Below are 16,693 nucleotides of genomic sequence, written 5' to 3' on the forward strand. Positions count from 1 at the left end.
GCAGGGCCATCCTAGTCCAACGGCCCCCCCTGCGAAGCCTTGACCCTGGACGCACCCGCTGCCCAGCGGCTACCGACACCTACCCCACCACGGACGGTCGGATGAGCCAGGCGAGCGAAGTCGAGAAGGTGAAGGCCCGCATCCGCGCGCTGGCTGCCAAGACCATCGAGCGCGGCTGTTCTGAGGCCGAGGCCATGGCCGCCGCCCAGAAGGTCGGCCAACTGCTGGAAGTCTATGGCCTCAGCATGTCGGAGGTCGAATTGCGGGGTGAAACCTGCATCCAGCGGGAGATCATCATCGACGGGCCGCGCGTCCAGGCCGTCGGCGCGATCTTCCTTGCCATCATCCGCCTGACGGAGACCAAGGGCTGGACCGCCGGCCGCGGCACCTTCGTGCTGTTCGGCCTGGAGCCCGATGTCCTGATGGGCGAATACCTGATCCACCTGGTCGCCGGCGCGGTGGATCGGGAGGAGGCGGACTTCCGCGCCAGCGACGCCTATCGCCGCAGCCGCCTGCAACCCCAGGCCCGCCTTCGCAGCTTCCGCTACGGCTTCGCCGAGAGGGTGTCGGAGCGACTGGAGGAATTCGCCCGCCACCGGCGCGAAACCGCCGCCGCTGCCCAGGCCACCACCAGCACGGGGACCGCGCTGGTCATCGCCAAGGAACGGCAGGTTCACGCTGCCTTCAAGGATCTCGGTATCCGCCTGGTATCCCGCAGCACCACTCGCCGCGTGAGGGACGGCACCGCCTTCCGCCACGGCCAGGAAGCCGGCGGCCGGGTCGGGTTGGACCGCCCGGTGGGCGCCGGCGCCGGCGCCAGGACCCTTCGCGGCAAGCCGTGAGCCGCGACCAGCCACGGGCGTGGCGCGTCTATGCGTGGGAGGATCGGGTGGTCGCCCCCCTCGATCGGTCGCTGGTGCCTTTCGCGCGCATGCAGGCGCTGGTGGATTACGTCTGGGCCGAAGCGGGTCTCCGCTGGCCGCCCCGGATCCATCGCAAGCGGCCGTCGAAGCGGATCATGGCCACCGGCAGCCGCCTGGCCATCGAGGCTCCGGCCGAACTCCCCAGCTGGGTCCTGCTGCATGAGATCGCCCATGCGATGACGGCGGACCATGACGGGGCAGGGGATGGCCATGGCCCCGCCTTCATGGGCGTCTATGTCGGCCTGCTGGTGCGCCATGTGCGGCTGGACCAGGCGCACCTCGCCGCCACGCTGGCGGCGGCCGGCATACCCTGGGACCCCGCCGCACGGCCGGTGTTCCTCGACCCTATCCCGGCGGCAGGCGCAGTCCCGAAAAACGGATGAGGCCATCGGGCGAGGGCTCGAACCCCGTCATGCCCGCCCGCAGACCCCAGAACCAGCGATAGTGGTACAGGATCAGCAGCGGCCGGTCCGCCTGCCATTGCGCCGCGGCATCCCGGTACAGGCGCTGCCGTACTGCCGCGTCCGTCGCCTGCCGTGCCCGCAAAAAGGCTCCATCCACCGTGGCATTGGCGTAGCCCGTGCGGTTGAGGAACCCATCGGAGGCGACCCAGGCCGCGATGTTGCCGTCCGGATCGGCGCGCCCGGACCAGATGCCGAAGGCCGCGTCGTATTGTCGCGCATTGGCGCGGGTGACGATGGAGGACGCCTCCATGGTGACGATCCGCAACCGGAACCCGGCCTCCGCCGCCATGGATTGCATGATCTCCGCCACCTGGCTTTCGACAGGGCTGTTCGGCACCAGCAGGGTGAATTCCGGGTTGGTGGCGCCGGCTTCCCGCAGCAGCGCCTTCGCGGCCTCCACATCGCGGGGCGGGATGGGGAGGTCGGCGAAATGGAAGGCGGTGCCGGGCGGCTCCGGCTGGTTGTTCGGGACGAACAGCCCCTGCAACGCCACCTGGTTGATGATGCCGCGGTCGATGCTGAGTTCGAAGGCCCGCCGCAGCCGCCCATCCCGCAGCGCGCCAGCCTGGTTGATGTAGAGCAGTTGGTAGGCGATCGACGTTGCCTCTCGCACAACCACCCGAGGCGCCCGGCGGGCCGATTCCACATCGGATGGCGCGATGCGCTCGATCAGGTCGAGTTGCCCCGCGCGCAGGTTCAGCAGGCGGACATTGTTGTCCGGGATGGGGAGGATCACGAGGCGCTGCACATGGATGTTGGCGGCGTTCCAATGCTCCGCCACGCGTTCCATCTCGATGCGCTCCTGCGCCACGCGCCGCACCAGGCGGAAGGGGCCGGAACACACCGGCTCCTCCGAAATCCGCGTGCCAAGCCGGGCCAGCGCGGTCGGGGACAGGATCATCCCCGCCCGGTCCGACAGAACGGATAGCAGCGGCGCATAGGGCTCCGACAGCCGGATCACGACGGTTCGCGGATCCGGCGCCTCCACCGCCGTCACCGGGCGCAACTCGGACCGGCGCAGCGATTCCGGTGCGGTGCGATAGCGGTCCAGGTTCACCTTGACCGCCGCCGCATCCAGGGGGGTGCCGTCATGGAAGCGGCCATCGCCGCGAATCGTCATCCGCAGCGCATGGCCGTCTTCCTCCCACGCCCAGGCCGTGGCGAGTTCCGGCCGGAAGGCCAGGTCCGGCCCGACATCGACCAGGCGGTCGCATAGCGCCGTGAAGACGACTCGCTCGACAAAGCCGGAGGACCGGGCGGGGTCGAGCATGTTGGGATCGGCGCCGATGCCGATCCGCAGCGTTTGCGCGCCGGCAGTTGTCACCAAGCCTGCCGCCAAGGCCATTCCTGCCAGCACTGCCCGCATCGCCGGTCCCCCATGCCCCAGGTCCAGGCTAGCAGCGTGCCTACTCGCGGCAATCAGCTTCCGAGTTTCAGTGTCGCGATCCCGGCTGCGATCAGGGCGATGCCGCCGATCCGTGCGGCTGTCGCGGCCTCACCCAGCACCAGCATGCCGACAACAGCGGTCCCCACCGCGCCGATGCCAGTCCAGACGGCATAGGCTGTTCCGACCGGAAGCGTCTTCAGCGCGATTCCCAGCATGCCGATGCTCAGTGCCATGGCGACCAGGGTGAGCACCGAGGGCACCAGGCGAGTGAAGCCTTCGGTGAATTTCAGCCCGATCGCCCAGCCCACTTCCAGCAGCCCCGCCAGCCCCAGCCAGACCCACGCCATGCCCTTCGCTCCCTGATGAGTCTCTCCACAAGGCCGCGATCCGGCCTAGGGTTTCGCTGCATCGCAGCGCAAGGGAGTCGCCCCCATGGACCGCTTCTTCGAACTGACAGCCCGGGGCACGACGCCCCGGACGGAGATCCTGGCCGGGATCGCGACCTATCTGACCATGGTCTACATCGTCGTGGTCAATCCCTCCATCATGGCGGCCGCGGGCATCGATCCGGGCGCGGCCTTCGTCGCCACCTGCCTGGCCGCGGCCATCGGCAGCGCGCTGATGGGTCTGCTGGCGAACTTCCCGATCGCGCTCGCGCCGGGGATGGGCCTGAACGCCTATTTCGCCTTCGCCGTGGTGGGCGCCATGGGGATCCCCTGGCAGGTAGCGCTGGGCGCCGTCTTCCTCTCGGGCTTCCTGTTCTTCCTGGTTTCCATCTTCCGGATCCGGGAATGGCTGGTGAACGGCATCCCGCTCTCCCTCAAGCTCGGGATCGCGGCGGGGATCGGCTTCTTCCTGGGCCTGATCGGGCTGCGCGGCATGGGCGTGGTGGTGGCGAACCCCGCCACGCTGGTCGGCCTCGGCCCGCTTTCGGCCACCAGCACGCTCATTGCCTGCGCGGGTTTCGTGTTGATCGCCGGGCTGGTGGCGCGGAATGTCCCTGGGGCCATCGTGCTCGGCATCATCGGCACCGCCGCCATCGGCCTGCCCTTCGGCCTTACGGAGTTCAAGGGCATCGTCTCCGCGCCGCCCTCCCTGGCGCCCACCTTCCTGCAGATGGACATCGCTGGCGCCATTGGCATCGGCCTGGTGGGGATTGTCTTCACCTTCTTCCTGGTGGACCTGCTCGACAACACCGGCACGCTGATCGCCACCACCCACCGGTCCGGCCTGATGAACAAGGACGGCACTGTGCCGAGGCTCGGACGTGCCCTCATGGCCGATAGCGGGGGTGCGATGATGGGTGCCGCGCTCGGCACCTCCACCACCGTCAGCTACATTGAAAGCGCGGCCGGCATCCAGGCCGGCGGCCGCACGGGGCTTACGGCGCTGACCGTCGCGGGGCTGTTCCTGCTGACCCTCTTCCTGGCGCCGCTGGCGACCTCCATCCCCGGCTTCGCCACCGCGCCGGCGCTGGTCTTCGTGGCCTGCCTGATGGCGAAGGGGTTGCAGGACCTGGCCTGGGACGACACCACGGAGTACCTGCCCGCGATCCTGACCGCGCTCGCCATGCCCTTCACCTTCAGTATCGCGACGGGCATCGGCCTCGGCTTCATCACCTATGTGCTGGTGAAGACGGTGGCGGGGCGGGCAGGGGAGGTGCACGGCGCCGTCTGGCTGGTCGCTGCACTCTCCACCATCAAGTTCGCGGTGATGTGATGGTGGACGTCAGACGATCCGGATCACGTGGTCGAGGTCCGCCAGCAGGTCGTCCTTGGTGATGCCCTGAAGCGTGATGCTGTCCCCGTTGGAGAAGGCGATCACGGCATTGCCCTGGATCTCGGTGACAAGCGGGGCCAGGTCCGCGGGATCGGCGACGCCGGTGGCGTTGATGCCACCCTTGATCTCCAGCACGTCGCGGGCGAGGTCGAAATCGGTGATGATGTCGTCGCCGAAATTGCTGTCGTAGTAGAATGTGTCTTCCCGCGCGGCGAAGCCAGGACCGTCGCCCGTCAGCACGTCATTCCCGGCGCCGCCCACCATGTAGTCCTCGCCCTGGCCACCCAGGATGGTGTCGCGTCCCGCCTCGCCGAACAGCGCGTCATTGTCGCTGCCGCCCTGGATCAGGTCGTGGCCCGACCCGCCATAGATCGTATCCCGGCCGGCATCGCCAAAGGCCTCGTCATTGCCGGAGCCGGCATAGACCAGGTCGCGCCCGGAGCCCGCATGGATCGTGTCGTTCCCCCCGCCCGAGTTGACGGTGTCCGCCCCGCCAGCCGCCTCGATGTAGTCACGTCGCGACCCGGCGGAGGTCGTGTCGATCGTGTCGTCACAGGCGGAGCCGTGGATGGAGGCGAAGCCGGTCATGTCATCGCTCCTTGAGGGGGCAGGCGGGACGTGGGGAATATGGTCGTTTTCGTCGAGGATAATCCTATATTTTGGACATCTGTCGCGTCAACACCTTTCTGCTCCCTTAAGGCGCGGTAGTGCCCTCATGCCGGGATATGTCGGGCCACGAGACGCTTCCTGCGAGCCGCAGCCGGCGATGTGAGTAACGAGAAATCCTTTCGTCATCAATCTAATGATGTCCGGTACCACCTGTGTCTTGCCGAGTGTGCGGCATCCACCAGCAACACGGATTTCGTCTAAATAAAATATTTTGTTCTTTTTTATTGTTCCGGACCGTCGCCGTGGCCTCACATCCCGACCGACCGATGTCGTGCCGCCAGGCATCGCCTCGCCAGCGGTCACGGCGGTATCCGGCGTTCACCGGCGGCTGCGCTCAACGAGCGGCTGCGAGCACCACGCAGCGCCTAGCCGACATCCAGCGCCGCCACCGCCAGCATGGAGCGCGCCTCCACTGCTGGCAGGACCGGCAGTCTGGAATGGCCGAGGCCCGAGACCCGAGGGTTACGTCACCTCGCGCTGCTTTGCGCTTCCCGCGGCGCGGCCGCTGCTGCCACCCTGCCGCCGATGCAACTCCCCGCCGCCCTTCTGCCCCTCCGCCATCCGGCCTTCCGGCTGCTCTGGCTGGCCAATCTGTGCAGCAACACCGGGATGTGGATGCAGAACACCGGGGCAGGGTGGATGATGACCTCCCTCGCACCATCACCCCTCATGGTCAGCATGGTGCAGGTGGCGAGCCTGCTGCCGGTCTTCCTCCTCGCTTTGCCCGCCGGCGCCTTGGCCGACATCGTGGACCGCCGGCATTACCTGATCGCCGCCCAGGCCTGGATCGCGGCAGCAGGCACCGTCCTGGCTCTGCTCGCCTGGCAGGGAATGCTCGGGCCCTGGGGCCTCGTCGCGCTCACCTTCGCCATCGGCGCCGGCACCGCCATGAATTCCCCCGCCTGGTCCGCCACCACGCCGGAGGTCGTGCCGCGCCAGGACCTCGCCAGCGCCATCGTCCTCAATGGAATCGGCTTCAACATCACCCGCGCCATCGGCCCCGCCATCGGCGGCTTCACCGTGGCATCCGCGGGGCCGGAGGCGACTTTCGCCCTTAACGCCCTGTCCTTCATGGTTGTCATCGTCGCGTTGCTGTTCTGGAAGCGGGAAGCGCCGCGCGCCGGCCTGCCGAAGGAGCATTTCCTCTCCGCGATGCGCGCCGGCATCGGCTTCACCCGGAACAGCCCGGTCCTGCGCGCGACCATCCTGCGCGGCTTCATGTTCTTCCTCTTCGCCGCCGCGGTTTGGGGCCTGCTGCCGCTGTTGGTCCGCCAGCAGCTGGGCCTTGGCCCCGAATGGCTGGGGCTCATGCTGACCTCGATGGGCGTGGGCGCCGTCGGCGCCGGCTTCCTTCTGCCTTCGCTCCGATCGCGACTCGACCGCAATGGTACCGTCACCGGTGCCGCCATTCTGGGGGGCATGGCGCTGGTCCTGCTTGGCCAGGCGCATCACTGGTTTGTCGGCCTGCTGGCCATGTTCCTGTATGGCGTCGCCTGGATCACCGGCGCCTCCACCCTCCAGGCCTCCGCCCAGCTTTCCGTCCCGGGTTGGGTGCGCGCGCGGGCCATCGGCATCTATCAGTTCGCCACCTTCGGCGGCCTCACCTTCGGCTCGGCCCTCAGCGGCTGGGGAGGCGAGGTGTTGGGCATCGGCTGGGCGCTCGCCCTCTCTGGCGCGCTCTGCGCCATCAGCGGCGTCGCCGTGCACCGCTTCTCCATCGAACCCCCCGCCGCCCCGCCGCGGGACAGCAGCCCGCCCCCCGCCATCCCGGCGCCGGAACCCGCCGCGCCCGCCTTGGCCTCCATCCTGGCCGATGACAGCAGCCGGGTGCTGGAGGTGGTGCGCTACCAGATCGACCCCGCCGATCGCGGGACATTCCTCGCCATCATGGCGGAATGCCGCCAGGTCCGGCTGCGCAGCGGTGCCCTCGGGTGGCGGTTGTTCGAGGATGTTGCGCATCCCGAGCGCTGGGTGGAGTTCTGGCTGGTGGAAAGCTGGACGGAACACCTGAGGGAGGCCGGGCGGATGACGGAATCGGACCTCGCCATTCTCGCCGCCGCCGCCGCCCTTCACCGCGGCCCGGTGCCGCCGGAGGCCGCCCGCTACCTCAACGTCCCGCCCGTCCCGCCGTCATGATGACATGCAACGACCGTCGCCGATCGACGTTGGGCCCGCTGGAACAACAGCGGAGACAACCCCATGCCGAAGACCGCCACCAAGGTCGCGAACCGCAATGACCTGCAGGACAATGCGAAGCAGACCTCCATCAGCGTCCTGTCCGCCTGCCTTACCGACAGCATCGACCTCTACAACACCACTCGCCACGCCCATTGGAACGTGAAGGGCCCGCATTTCCACGCGCTGCACATCATGTTCGAGGAATTCTACGGCACGCTGGAAAAGGACATTGATGAGGTCGCGGAGCGCCTGGTGCAGCTTGGTGGCACGGCCATGGGCACGAGCCAGTCCGTCGCCAGCGGCACGCGGCTTGCGCCCTATCCCGCCGACATCAAGGCCGGCATGGACCACCTGAATGCGCTGCTCGACCGCTACAGCGCCGTCGCCAAGGGTGTGCGGGAGGGGATCGACCAGGCGGATGAGGCCGGGGACGCCGATACGGCTGATCTCTTGACCGCCGTGTCCCGCAACATCGACAAGGCGGTGTGGATGATGGAAGCAACCGCCACGCCGACCGGCGAAGGCTGAACAACCGCCAGCGCGGCGCCTGATGTCCCCATTGCGCGTCGCGCTGTTGCTGTTCCTGCTGTTCTGGCTGCTGCCGCTCGGCGTCGCCGGGATGCTGCACCTGCGCAACGGTATCGGCGATGGCTGGTGGGCAGCGGACCGGTCCAGCGCCGGCCTGCTGCCGCCGCCGGACCCCGATGCGGCGGTGGTGCGCATCCTGGCCGCGCCCACGGTCCGCTGGCGCGGGATCTTTGCCAGCCACTGCTGGATCGTCATCAAGCCCGCCGGCGCCAGCCGCTACATCCGCTACGACTACACCGCCTGGGGCGACCCCATTCGCGTAAACGGCTTCGAACCGGATGGCCGCTGGTTCGGCCGGCTGCCCGAAGTGGTCTTCGCCGCCGATGGCCCAGCCGCCGAGGCCCTGATCCCCCGCATGCAGGCGGCGATCGAGGCCTATCCCCACCGCGCCCGCGGTGACTATCGCGCTTGGCCGGGCCCCAACTCCAACACCTTCGTCGCAGCGATCATGGATGCGGTGCCAGATGTCCGAGCCACCTTGCCGCCCACCGCCATCGGCAAGGATTTCCCGCATGACGGACGCTGGCTGCGCCTGACCGCCACCGGCTTCCGCGCCACCCTTGGCGGCTATCTAGGCCTGACGATCGGCCTGGTAGAAGGCATCGAGATCAACATCCTCGGCGCCGTCGCCGGCATCGATTTCCTCAGGCCCGCCCTGAAGCTGCCTGGCCTGGGACGCCTCGGCACGGGCATGCCCGTCGCCCCGGTCACGGGGCGGTAGCAGCCGGCGGCTGCGCCATCCCGCACGGCCTGAAGAACGCCGCGTGACACGGGGGCATCCTTACCGAAGCGGCGGCGCAGGACTGACCAGCCCCAGATTCTCCCGCAAGGTCCTGCCCTCATAGGCCGTCCTGTAGATCCCGCGCCGTTGCAGTTCCGGCACTACCCAGCGGACGAAATTCCGCATCGGCGTGGGGTAGTAGGGCGACAGCATCACGAACCCGTCCGCCGCGCCTGCCTGCAGCCACTCCTCCATCAGATCGGCCAGGCCCCTTGGCGTGCCCACGAAGACCTGGTGCCCGTTCGATGTCGCGTAGCGCCGCGCCAGTTGCCGGATGGACAGGTTCTCCCGTCGCGCCAACTCCACCAGCATCTTCTGCCGCGCATGCGCCGCATTGCTCTGAGGCAGTTCCGGCAGCGGCCCGTCCAGCGGGAAATTGCGCAAATCGAGGCCGCCTGACAGCCGCATGATCGATGGCAGTACCACCTCATCCGTCATCATCGACAGGAGGTGCTCATACATTGCCCGCGCCTCGCTCTCCGTCTCCGCGAGGACATAGTTGAGGCCGGGCATGATCTTGATGTCGTCCGGCGACCGGCCGTGGCGCATCGCGCGTTCCCGCACATCGGCGCGGAAGGCCTGCGCTTCCTTCAGCGATGTCTGCGCCGTGAAGGTCACATCCGCCGTCCGCGCCGCCAGTTCCTTCCCCGGCTCCGATGACCCCGCCTGCGCGATGATCGGCCTGCCTTGCGGGGACCGCGCGACGTTCAACGGCCCGCGCACCCGGAAATGCTTGCCCACATGGTTCAAGATGCGCAGCTTCGCGGGGTCGAAATACCGACCGCTCTCCTTGTCCCGGATGAAGGCGTCATGATCCCAGCCTTCCCAGAGCCCCACCACCACATCATGGAACTCCGCCGCCCGTTCGTACCGCAGCGCGTGGTCGAGATGCGCATCCCGCCCGAAATTCTGCGCTTCATCCTCGTTCTGCGACGTCACCAGGTTCCACCCCGCGCGCCCCTTGCTGAGATGGTCGATGGACGCGAAGCGGCGCGCGATATGGTAGGGCTCGTTGTAGGAGGTCGTGCCCGTCGCCACCAACCCGATATGCGTGGTCGTCACCGCGAGTGCTGCCAGCAGCGTCATCGGCTCGATCCGCACCGTGCGCGCCGCGCCAGCCGCCGCTTCCGTGTCCTTCCCCGCCAGCGTGATGGCCGGCGGCACCGCGGCGCTGTCCTGGAAGAACACCATGTCCATCAGACCGCGCTCGGCCTCCCGGACCACGTCCAGGTACTCCTCGAACTCCAGATCCGTCGGCACCGCATCCGGCATCCGCCACCCCGCGACATGCGATCCCGGTGGGTTGAAGAAGGCAGCGAGCTTGAGCTGACGAGGCGGCATGGAAGGCGCATGTCCCGGCGATAAGGCGCCGCAGTCTCCCGCCATATCGCGCTGCACGGAAGGCCCCTTGCCGCGACTGCGTGAAGTGATCCACGCTGCCGGCAACAGGAGGAAACGTCACATGACCAGCATCACCCTGGGCCGTCGCGGCCTGGCAAGCCTTGCTGCCGCGCTTGGCATCGCCGGCACTGCCACCGCGCAACCCGCCTGGCCCCGCGGCCCCGTGCGCTTCATCTTCCCCTTCACGCCAGGCTCCGCCGTCGATGTCGTGGCCCGCCTGATCGCGCAGGACCTTGCGGAGCGTCTCGGTCAGCCCTTCATCGTGGAAAGCCGCACCGGCGCTGGCGGCAGCATCGGCACGGAAGCCGCGGCCCGCGCACGGCCGGATGGAGACACCTTCCTCGTCGGCTCCCCTGGCAACATGGCGATCAACCCGGCCATGATGCCGAACCTCACCTTCGACGTGTCGCGCGATTTCGCGGCGGTGACGCATCTCGTCACCTTCCCGCAGGTGCTGGTGGTGTCGCCGAACCTGCCCGCGCGCACGCTGACCGAGTTGGTCGCCTACTCGAAGGCGAACCCGGGCCGCCTCAACTACGCCTCCTCCGGCGTGGGCGCGACGAACCACCTGGCGATGGAGATGCTCCGCGCCGCCACGGGGCTGGAGGCAACGCACATTCCCTATCGCGGGGGCCTTGTCACCGTGCAGGCTATCCTGTCCAACGATGTGCAGATGTGCGTGGAGGGTATCCTGACGCTCCCGCCCTTCCTGGCCGAGAACAAGGTCCGCGCCATCGCCGTCACAGGTGCCACGCGCTCGCATCTGTTGCCGGATGTGCCGGCCGTCGCGGAAACTGTCCCCGGTTTCGATGCCGGTGCCTGGGTGATGTTCTTCGCCCCCGCCGGTACGCCGCCCGCAATCATCGAGAAGCTGTCGGCGGAAACGCGCACCTCCCTCGCCAAGCCCGGCATCCGCGCGCGCCTCGCGGAACTCGGCGCGACGGTCACGGGAACGACGCCGGAGGAAGCCGCGACGATCCATCGGCAGGAATTGCTGAAGTGGCGGCGCGCGGTGGAGGTTTCCGGCGCCGCCGCGGGTTGATCAGTGCGGCCTGTGCAACTCGACGGGCTGGCGGGTGAAGGTCCGCCGCCCGCGCTTGAAGCCCATCAGCGTCGCCGATAGCTGGCGAAGGGCCGCAATCTCATCAACCGCGTCGACGACGACGAGGTCCGCGGGGTTCCCGATCGCGACACCATAGTCGCCGTTGCGGATCAGCTTCGCCGCGCCATCCGTGATCATCCCCCAGGCCGCCGCTACTTCGCGATCCGCGCCCTGCTGCACCACATTCGCGAACATGTTCGCCTGCCGCAGCAACTGCCCATCCCCGAATGGCGTGAAGGGATTGAGGATGTTGTTGGAGGCCAGGGAACAGGTGACGCCCTGCGCCACCAGCCTGGTGGCATCCACCACGCCGCGCGGCACGGCATGGTCAAAGGCGCGCGCCATCAGATAGAGATCCGTGGCCGGCAGCACGGTCAGCGCCACACCCGAATCCGCCATCCGCTTCGCGACGCCATCGAAGGCCGGCAGGGTCAGGTGCGCGAGCTTCGTCATGTGACCGACCGCAACGCGCCCCCCCCATCCATACTTGTCCGTCAATTCGCAGACGAGTTCAGTATCCAGGTCGTCCGGCACGTGCCCACTGTCGAGATGCATGTCGATATCGACATCGAAATCCCGGGCGATCTCGAAGACGCGCCTTATCTGTCCCTTGCGGTCACTGTCGAAATTCGGTGCCGCGCCGATCACACGTGCGCCGGTCTTCAGCGCCTCGATCATCAGTTCCTCGGTGCCGGGATTGTTGAGCATCCCCTCCTGCGGCATCACGCAGATCTCGATGTCCATCGCCCAGGCATAGGCGTCCACCAGCGCCTTCACGCCCTGGAAACCCCGGATGCCGACCTTGGGGTCGACCTCCACATGCGTGCGCATGCGCGTGGTGCCGTGGCTGATACACTTCTCCAGCGTACCGCTCGCGCGGCTCGTCACATCCTCCACGCTGAAGCTGTGCTTCACCTCGGACACCATCTGCATGGCTTCATGCGGAAAGCGCCTGGTCTCGCAGCGGCAGCGGTCGAGGATGCAGGATTTATCCAGATGGATATGCGTCTCCACGAACCCCGCGCAGACCAGTCTGCCGCCCGCATCCGCGCTGTCCCTGGCGGTCCCCGTCAACGCCTGCGCGATGGCGGCGATGCGCCCGCCGACGACGCCGATGTCGACAGAAGGCGCATTCTTCGCCGTACCCGGCAGGCGGGCATTCCGCAGCAGCAGGTCGAAATCCATCAAGGCGTTCCTTGCGCGCCACAGGCGGCGATGACGTCGGCGGAGGGCACCAGCCACCCGAGCGCCGCCTCGATCAGCTTGACCGAGGCGTCGTGGTAGTCCGCCCCGTTCATGCTGGCACAGATATCGGGCATCAGCACCACACGGAAGTCACGGTTGAAGGCCTCGAAGCAGGTGCACAGTACACAGTTGTTGGTGTTGACGCCGCCGATCACCAGCGTCTCCGTACCGAGGTTCTTCAGCAGCAGTTCAAGGTCCGTGTTGTGGAAGGGGCTGTAGCGGTGCTTGAACACCGTGTGCTCGCCAGGCCGGGGCGCCAGTTGGGGCACCACCTCCGTCACGACGGCACCCTCCACCGCCAGCGTCTTGCGCGGCTTCGCCAGGCCCGGGATGGGCGCGCGGTGCTGCGCCATCCAGAAGGGGTTGCGATTGTCGATCACCTCGCCCGTGTCGCTGTTCCAGCGGTGATGCGTGCGCACGAAGATGACCGGCCGCTTAGCTGCCGCCCAGGCTTCCCGCACCTGCACCGCCGCTTCGATGATGCGATCCGCATCCGGCTTCGCGACCAGCAGGTGCCCCATTTCATGGTCCAGGTGGCTGCGATTCATGTCCACCAGCAGCAGCGCTGCCCGCGCCATCACCTCCGGCGTCAACACGGGATGCGTCATGCCATCATCCGATACAGATCCCGGTTCAACTCCGCGACCAGCGCGGCAAACTCGTCACTCAGCCGCATCTCCGGCACCCGCGGCCGCGACAGCGGCACCGGGATGATCCGCGCGATGCGCCCCGGCCGCGGCGTCATCAGCACGATGGCATCGGACAGGAAGGCCGCTTCCGCCAGCGAATGGGTGACGAACAGCACCGTCTTGCGGAATTGCGCATGGATGCGCATCAGCTCGATCCCCATGCGGTCGCGCGTGATCTCGTCCAGCGCCGCGAAGGGCTCATCCATCAGCAGCACCGTCGGGTCCAGCGCCAGCGCCCGCGCCAGCGCCGCGCGGGACTGCATGCCCCCCGAAAGCTGGCCCGGCCGCTTGGCCCCGAAACCATCCAGCCCCACCAGTTTCAGCAGGGCAGGGACGTCCGGCTCCACCAGGCCCGGCCTTGGCGCCTTCTCCGCCACGATGCGGTACAGTAGCCGGACGTTATCCTCGATCCGCAGCCAGGGCATGAGGTTCGGCGCCTGGAACACGGTCCCGATCCGCCCCTGCCGGCGCAGTTCCGCCGCCGGTGTGCCGGCGATGGTGATGCTGCCCGAGGTCGGCGCCAGGAGATCCCCCACCGCCTTCAGAAGCGTCGACTTTCCGCAGCCGGAAGGACCGACCAGCGATACGAAGGCGCCCTCCGGCACCGCCAGGTGGATGTCGCTCAGCGCCTGCACCGATTCCGTGCCGCCGGCGCCGTAGACGACCTGCACGCCCTCCACCGTGATGAAGGGCGCCGCGCCCTCGGTGCCCGGCGCGCCCGCGAAGCCTCGCGGGCTGGTCACATCGCTCACGCTCAGCTGGCCGCCCTGCCATGCACCAGCGCCGAAAGGCGCAGTGCTTCCGGGATGCGATCCACGAAATCATTCGTGTAGAGCTCCCGCGCCGTTGGCCGCCTCTGCAGGTCGCCGCCCTCCATCAGGTAGTTGATGGAGCTTTCCCACTTGCTTTCATCGAAGCGCCCGAAGCGCTGGCCGAAATCGGGGCTGCGATAGAGGTCGTAGATGATGCGCAGCTTGCGCACCTCAAGCGCATGGTTGCGGTCGGGTGCGACCTCGATGACGTAGTTCATCGCGGTATCCATGTTGTCCCGCGTCCAGATCAACGACTTCATCGTCGCGCGGACGAAGCGCTCCGTCAGGTCGCCGCGCTGGGCCTCCCGCTCATTCGCCACGATCTGCGTGCCGGCGAACTTCACGCCGAAATCCTTCAGCGCCATCACGTTGCAGGGGAAGCCCCGATCCTCCAGCGTCAGCGGCTGTCCGTAGCTGAAGCCGAAGCCGCATTCCGCCTGGCCGGCTGCCACGATCTGCACCTCCGCGCCCCGGCTCACGGTCAGGAAGGTGATGTCATTGCGCGTCAGCCCGCCGGAGGCCAGCAGCGGGTCCAGCAGCCCGCGCACCTGGCTCTGGAACCAGGTGATCTTCTTGCCCCGCATGTCCGCAGGCTTGGTGATGTTGCTGGTCTTCAGCGAGAAGACGGAGAATGGATTGTCCGGCTGGTCCGCCATCACCGCGATCACAGGCAGGTTCGCGGCGCGGGACTTGATGTAGCCATCCGCATTCGCGACCAGGAACTGCTCCCGCCCAGCGGCGATGAACACCTCGTTCTGCTGCCCCGCCGCGGCGGGCCGGATTTCGAGGTTGATGCCCTCGCTCCGATAGATGTTCTGCTTGAGGCCCGCGTAGTACTGCGCATGCATGCCCCAGGGCGTGAAGTTCAGCCGCAGGATCGCATCCTGCAGGCGCCCTTGCGCGCGCGCGGGCCGCAGGCCGATCGGAATGGGCCCTGCCAATGCGCCGAGGGCCACGAAGCTGCGTCGTCCGATACCGCTCATCGTGTTCTCTCCCATGTTCAAGCCTGGACGCGAGTCGCTTCCTCAGCGGGGCGGCGCCAGGACAGTGCCCGTTCGACCGCGCCCATGGCGCCGAAGAAGCTCATGCCGATGACGGCCAGCAGGATGATGGCGGCGAAGCTGCGCGCCGTGTTAAAGTTGAAGCTGCCGGAAAGGACCAGGTAGCCGATGCCGTCCGTCGCCGCCAACCATTCAGCCACGATGGCGCCCAGCACCGCGAGCGTCGTCGCGATCCGCAGCCCCGCGAAGATGTAGGGCACGGCATAGGGCAGCCGTAGCCGCAGGAAGGTCTGGCGGCTGGTCGCGTCCACGCTGCGGAACACGTCCATCAGCCCCTGATCCACCTGCTTGAAGCCCGCCATGGTATTGATGACCACCGGGAAGAAGGCGATGGAGGCGACGACAAGGATCTTGGATCCAGCCCCCGCCCCGATCCACAGCAGGATCAGCGGTGCGATCGCGATCTTCGGCACGGATTGGCTTGCGACGAAGATCGGCATGACCATCCGCTCCACCAGCGGCCACCGGATCATCGCCATGCTCGCCGCCAGGGCAAAGATCACCGCCGCGATGTAGCCCGCCAGGATACCCCACACAGTCTGCACGGCATGGCCGAAGATCATCCGGTAGTCCTTGATGAACTCCGCCACCACGTCGCTCGGCGCCGGCAGCAGGAAGCGCTGGATGTCGAGCCCGACCACCGCCGCTTCCCACAGAACCAGCAGCGCCATCAGCGTCAGCACCGCGGCACCCTGGCCCGCCGCCCAGCGCCGCAGCGCACTCATGCCGCGAGCCCCGCCTCGGCCAGGAGCTTCGCCGGGTCCTGAAGGCTCATGTCGAAGGGGCTGTCCGTGCCGAAGATGATGCGGTCGCTGCCCACCATCTCCGCCAGGAAACGCAGCGGCGCCGCCTCGAACAGCACCGTGTCATACAGGAAGCGCTTCGCCGCCAGCGAAGGCCGCTCCGGCGCCCGCCCATGCGCCGCCGCTTCCCACGCCCGCTCCATGCGCCCGAGGATGAAAGGAACCGTTCCCCCGCCATGCGCCAGCATCACGCGCAGCGCGGGATGTTTCATCAGCGTCCCGGCCTCGATCAACCGCGCCGCGGCCACCGTCGTCTCGAAGGGATTGCCCAGCGGATTGCCGAGCTTGAGGTCATTCAGCCGCCCGCCATCCCGCACCTGCCAGGGATGGATCATCACCAGCCCCGCGCCTTCCGCCAGCGCCGCCCAGACCTCCCCATGCACCGCCTTGTCCAGGTCCATGCCATGGACATGCGCGCCGATCGCGAAATCCGCCGTGCCGTGCACGGTGCGACTGCGCGTGATCTCCGCCAGCGTCGCCGCCGTATCGCCCAGCGGCAGCACCATCATCGCCGTCATCCGCATGCCGGCCACGGTCTCCGCCAGCCAGTCGTTCATCGCCGCGATGCGCCGCGCCTGCTCCTCCGCCGGCAGTTCATACAAATAGAGGATCGGCGGCACGGAGACGATGCGGCTGACGATCCCCTGCGCCTCCATCTGCGCATGGTTGCCGTCCACATCGAAGAGCAGCGGTGGAGGTTCCTTCGGGAACGGCATGAAGTGGCGGCCCATCGCCTCCGCCAGCGCATCGCGCGGCGCCAGGTGGCCGTGGTGGTCGATCAGCGCGCCCAGCTTCATTGTGCCTCCGTTGG

At 67.8% G+C, this 16,693-nt stretch carries 17 protein-coding genes; 7 read left to right on the forward strand and 10 right to left on the reverse strand.

Translation table 11 applies throughout. From position 1 onward, the window contains the following. Positions 1-101 precede the first annotated feature (101 nt). Together ACTIE5_RS19195 and ACTIE5_RS19200 are read left to right on the forward strand one after the other, a co-directional pair. A complete protein-coding gene (locus ACTIE5_RS19195) occupies positions 102-842 on the forward strand; it encodes a DUF2786 domain-containing protein (RefSeq protein WP_439551322.1) in 741 nt (246 codons plus the stop codon). Further along, positions 839-1,306, forward strand: a complete 468-nt coding sequence (locus ACTIE5_RS19200; RefSeq protein ID WP_439551323.1) for a hypothetical protein — start codon at positions 839-841, stop codon at positions 1,304-1,306. The genes ACTIE5_RS19195 and ACTIE5_RS19200 overlap by 4 nt, the downstream gene beginning before the upstream one ends. Here the strand turns inward: ACTIE5_RS19200 and ACTIE5_RS19205 are convergent. Together ACTIE5_RS19205 and sugE are read right to left on the reverse strand one after the other, a co-directional pair. Next, positions 1,269-2,732, reverse strand: a complete 1,464-nt coding sequence (locus tag ACTIE5_RS19205; RefSeq protein WP_439551480.1) for an ABC transporter substrate-binding protein — start codon at positions 2,730-2,732, stop codon at positions 1,269-1,271. The two genes, ACTIE5_RS19200 and ACTIE5_RS19205, sit on opposite strands and share 38 nt — an antisense overlap. Positions 2,733-2,806: 74 nt before the next feature. Next, entirely contained in the window at positions 2,807-3,121 is a 315-nt protein-coding gene (gene sugE / locus ACTIE5_RS19210; RefSeq protein WP_439551324.1) for a quaternary ammonium compound efflux SMR transporter SugE, read from the reverse strand. 85 nt (positions 3,122-3,206) lie between these two features. On the opposite strand from sugE, the gene ACTIE5_RS19215 reads away from it, so the two are divergent. After that, the gene (locus ACTIE5_RS19215; RefSeq protein ID WP_439551325.1) at positions 3,207-4,493 is read left to right on the forward strand and encodes an NCS2 family permease; all 1,287 of its coding nucleotides are present in this window, start codon (positions 3,207-3,209) and stop codon (positions 4,491-4,493) included. 9 nt (positions 4,494-4,502) lie between these two features. Here ACTIE5_RS19215 and ACTIE5_RS19220 read toward each other — a convergent pair whose 3' ends face one another. After that, positions 4,503-5,141, reverse strand: a complete 639-nt coding sequence (locus ACTIE5_RS19220; protein WP_439551326.1) for a calcium-binding protein — start codon at positions 5,139-5,141, stop codon at positions 4,503-4,505. Between the two features lie 606 nt (positions 5,142-5,747). Here ACTIE5_RS19220 and ACTIE5_RS19225 point away from each other — a divergent pair. From ACTIE5_RS19225 to ACTIE5_RS19235, 3 genes are all read left to right on the forward strand, one after another. After that, positions 5,748-7,358: an MFS transporter gene (locus ACTIE5_RS19225; RefSeq protein ID WP_439551327.1), complete on the forward strand. Its 1,611-nt coding sequence runs from the start codon at positions 5,748-5,750 to the stop codon at positions 7,356-7,358. A gap of 63 nt (positions 7,359-7,421) precedes the next feature. Beyond that, positions 7,422-7,928 (forward strand): DNA starvation/stationary phase protection protein Dps, encoded by a 507-nt coding sequence (gene dps / locus ACTIE5_RS19230; protein WP_439551328.1) that lies wholly within the window; start codon positions 7,422-7,424, stop codon positions 7,926-7,928. A 22-nt stretch (positions 7,929-7,950) separates the two neighbouring features. Beyond that, positions 7,951-8,709, forward strand: a complete 759-nt coding sequence (locus ACTIE5_RS19235; protein ID WP_439551329.1) for a DUF3750 domain-containing protein — start codon at positions 7,951-7,953, stop codon at positions 8,707-8,709. Between the two features lie 60 nt (positions 8,710-8,769). Here the strand turns inward: ACTIE5_RS19235 and ACTIE5_RS19240 are convergent, their stop codons facing one another. Then, positions 8,770-10,110 (reverse strand): LLM class flavin-dependent oxidoreductase, encoded by a 1,341-nt coding sequence (locus tag ACTIE5_RS19240; protein WP_439551330.1) that lies wholly within the window; start codon positions 10,108-10,110, stop codon positions 8,770-8,772. Positions 10,111-10,231: 121 nt separating this feature from the next. On the opposite strand from ACTIE5_RS19240, the gene ACTIE5_RS19245 reads away from it, so the two are divergent. Next, a complete protein-coding gene (locus tag ACTIE5_RS19245) occupies positions 10,232-11,212 on the forward strand; it encodes a Bug family tripartite tricarboxylate transporter substrate binding protein (protein ID WP_439551331.1) in 981 nt (326 codons plus the stop codon). On the opposite strand, the gene ACTIE5_RS19250 is transcribed toward ACTIE5_RS19245, so the two are convergent. Genes ACTIE5_RS19250 through ACTIE5_RS19275 form a run of 6 tightly spaced genes read right to left on the reverse strand, consistent with a single transcriptional unit; the run spans position 11,213 to position 16,679 of the window. After that, a complete protein-coding gene (locus ACTIE5_RS19250; protein WP_439551332.1) occupies positions 11,213-12,457 on the reverse strand; it encodes an amidohydrolase family protein in 1,245 nt (414 codons plus the stop codon). It abuts the gene before it with no gap. Further along, complete coding sequence (locus tag ACTIE5_RS19255) at positions 12,457-13,125, reverse strand: cysteine hydrolase family protein (RefSeq protein WP_439551333.1); 669 nt, start codon at positions 13,123-13,125, stop codon at positions 12,457-12,459. Before ACTIE5_RS19255 ends, ACTIE5_RS19250 begins: the two co-directional genes overlap by 1 nt. Beyond that, the gene (locus ACTIE5_RS19260) at positions 13,122-13,958 is read right to left on the reverse strand and encodes an ABC transporter ATP-binding protein (protein ID WP_439551334.1); all 837 of its coding nucleotides are present in this window, start codon (positions 13,956-13,958) and stop codon (positions 13,122-13,124) included. The genes ACTIE5_RS19255 and ACTIE5_RS19260 overlap by 4 nt, the downstream gene beginning before the upstream one ends. Before the next feature lie 2 nt (positions 13,959-13,960). After that, the gene (locus ACTIE5_RS19265) at positions 13,961-15,001 is read right to left on the reverse strand and encodes an ABC transporter substrate-binding protein (protein WP_439551335.1); all 1,041 of its coding nucleotides are present in this window, start codon (positions 14,999-15,001) and stop codon (positions 13,961-13,963) included. Between the two features lie 17 nt (positions 15,002-15,018). After that, the gene (locus ACTIE5_RS19270) at positions 15,019-15,804 is read right to left on the reverse strand and encodes an ABC transporter permease (protein ID WP_439551336.1); all 786 of its coding nucleotides are present in this window, start codon (positions 15,802-15,804) and stop codon (positions 15,019-15,021) included. Next, entirely contained in the window at positions 15,801-16,679 is an 879-nt protein-coding gene (locus ACTIE5_RS19275) for an amidohydrolase family protein (protein WP_439551337.1), read from the reverse strand. The genes ACTIE5_RS19270 and ACTIE5_RS19275 overlap by 4 nt, the downstream gene beginning before the upstream one ends. Between the last annotated feature and the right edge of the window lie 14 nt (positions 16,680-16,693).

Origin of the sequence: Falsiroseomonas sp. (assembly GCF_051859025.1) — a bacterium.
In the GTDB taxonomy this organism is placed as follows: domain Bacteria; phylum Pseudomonadota; class Alphaproteobacteria; order Acetobacterales; family Acetobacteraceae; genus Falsiroseomonas.